Origin of the sequence: Acinetobacter sp. 742879, from assembly GCF_000588535.1 — a bacterium.
Lineage (GTDB): Bacteria > Pseudomonadota > Gammaproteobacteria > Pseudomonadales > Moraxellaceae > Acinetobacter > Acinetobacter pittii.
The window spans coordinates 1-2,047 of record NZ_JFYC01000036.1 but is presented as its reverse complement, the minus strand read 5'-3'; the positions used below and the strand labels follow the sequence as shown (position 1 = coordinate 2,047).

Annotated in this window: 3 protein-coding genes and 1 tRNA gene; all 4 read right to left on the bottom strand. The window is 43.4% G+C overall.

Annotation, left to right across the window (positions count from 1 at the left end; translation table 11 throughout):
* Positions 1-485 (bottom strand): aminoacyl-tRNA hydrolase (gene pth / locus J690_RS23465; RefSeq protein ID WP_032038815.1); only part of this gene is annotated, 485 nt, incomplete at its 3' end.
* Between the two features lie 20 nt (positions 486-505).
* Positions 506-802, bottom strand: a complete 297-nt coding sequence (gene rplY, locus J690_RS23460; protein ID WP_002120443.1) for a 50S ribosomal protein L25 — start codon at positions 800-802, stop codon at positions 506-508.
* Positions 803-898: 96 nt separating this feature from the next.
* On the bottom strand, positions 899-1,849 hold the full coding sequence (locus tag J690_RS23455; protein WP_002120445.1) for a ribose-phosphate pyrophosphokinase: 951 nt from the start codon (positions 1,847-1,849) through the stop codon (positions 899-901).
* Between the two features lie 36 nt (positions 1,850-1,885).
* Positions 1,886-1,960, bottom strand: a tRNA-Gln gene (locus J690_RS23450).
* Between the last annotated feature and the right edge of the window lie 87 nt (positions 1,961-2,047).

Here is a 2,047-nt window from a genome sequence, read left to right as displayed (position 1 = left end):
TCCATCAGACTTTGTTCACTACTTGGTGCTTTTCCAAGTACGTGACCTGAAACTTTCTCTTTCGAGCCAGGATGTCCGATACCAATACGTAAACGGTGAAAATTTGGACCAATATGAGGGACAATGTCACGTAAACCGTTATGACCACCGTGTCCACCGCCTGTTTTAAGACGAATTACACCTGGGTTCATATCAAGTTCATCATGAGCAATCAAAATTGCTTCGGGAGCAATTTGATAAAATTTTGCAAATGGAACTACACTTTGTCCAGAACGGTTCATAAATGTAGTGGGTAGAAGTAGACGGACATCGTGTCCTTCTATATTACCACGTCCACTGATTCCGTGAAATTTTGGATCATTTTTTAATGTAATGCCATATTTGTCTGCAAGCTGTTCAATGAACCAAAAACCTGCATTATGGCGGGTTTGGGCATATTCTGAACCAGGATTGCCCAAACCAACAATTAGCGAAATATTTGACACTAATCTACGCCTTTAAACACTTATGCGCGTTTGAAGTCAGCGTGCATAGGAGTGTTTTTAGATGGGTGACGTTGTAACGCTTGGATTTTAACGTTTTCAACTTTGTCGCCCACTTTGATTTCTACAACTTCTTCAAAGAAAGCATTGCTTTCTAAAGCTTTTACAAGCTCACGAAGTTCTAAAGTAACAGTTACAGGCTCAGCGTTGCCACCATAAATGATAGCTGGAATTAAAGCTTCGCGACGAAGGCGGCGGCTCGCACCTTTCCCTTGTTTGTCTTCAGCACGCGCTTGAGCGTTTAATACGAAGTTTGCCATGAGTAAATCCTCATTAAAGTTTAAAAGACTAAACTTGCGACCAGTTTAGTGATAGAAAACCCCAGCCAAGGCTAGGGTTTATAAAAAGCTGCAATATTATAAACTATCGAACATTGCACTGATAGACTCTTCGTTATTAATACGACGAATCGTTTCAGCAACCATGCTAGCAACAGAAACCTGACGGATCTTGCCTAAGGTCAATGCTTCTTCAGAAAGAGGAATGGTATCAGTCACAACCAGTTCATCAATAACTGAATTACGTAAGTTTTCAATAGCCTTACCTGATAGTACAGGGTGAGTTGCGTATGCAACTACACGACGTGCACCAAATTGCTTAAGCGCATCAGCTGCTTTACACAATGTACCAGCAGTATCGACCATATCGTCTACGATAACGCAATCACGATCTTTTACGTCACCAATTAAGTGCATAACTTGCGACTCATTGGCTTTTTGACGACGTTTATCAATAATTGCTAAATCGATGTCACCCATCTGTTTGGCAACAGCACGAGCACGTACTACACCACCAACGTCAGGAGAAACCACCATAAGGTTGTCATGTTGTTGTTGACGTAAGTCAGCAAGCAAAGCAGGAGTACCGTAGATGTTGTCGACTGGAATATCGAAGAAACCTTGAATTTGGTCAGCATGTAAGTCGATCATCACGACACGGTCAATACCAACAGTGGTAAGCATGTCTGCGACAACTTTAGCTGTAATCGGCACACGTGCAGAACGTGGACGACGGTCTTGGCGAGCATAACCAAAATAAGGGATAACAGCGGTAATACGACCAGCACTTGCACGACGCAAAGCATCTGCCATAACCAAGATTTCCATAAGGTTATCATTGGTAGGGGCACAAGTAGGCTGAACGATAAATACGTCTTTACCACGAACATTTTCAGTAATTTCTACTGAAATTTCTCCATCAGAAAAGTGACCGACTGATGCAGCACCTAGAGGGATATGTAAGTGACTTACGACTTTTTGAGCGAACTGTGGATGAGCATTTCCACTAAAAACGACAAGATTGGGCATGAAGCACCCTTGGCGGTTGGTATGTAATGAAATAGATGGCAGGGGCGGCTGGATTCGAACCAACGGATGCCGAGATCAAAACCCGGTGCCTTACCACTTGGCGACGCCCCTAAATTCGATGATATATATGATGGCAGGGGCGGCTGGATTCGAACCAACGGATGCCGAGATCAAAACCCGGTGCCTTACCACTTGGCG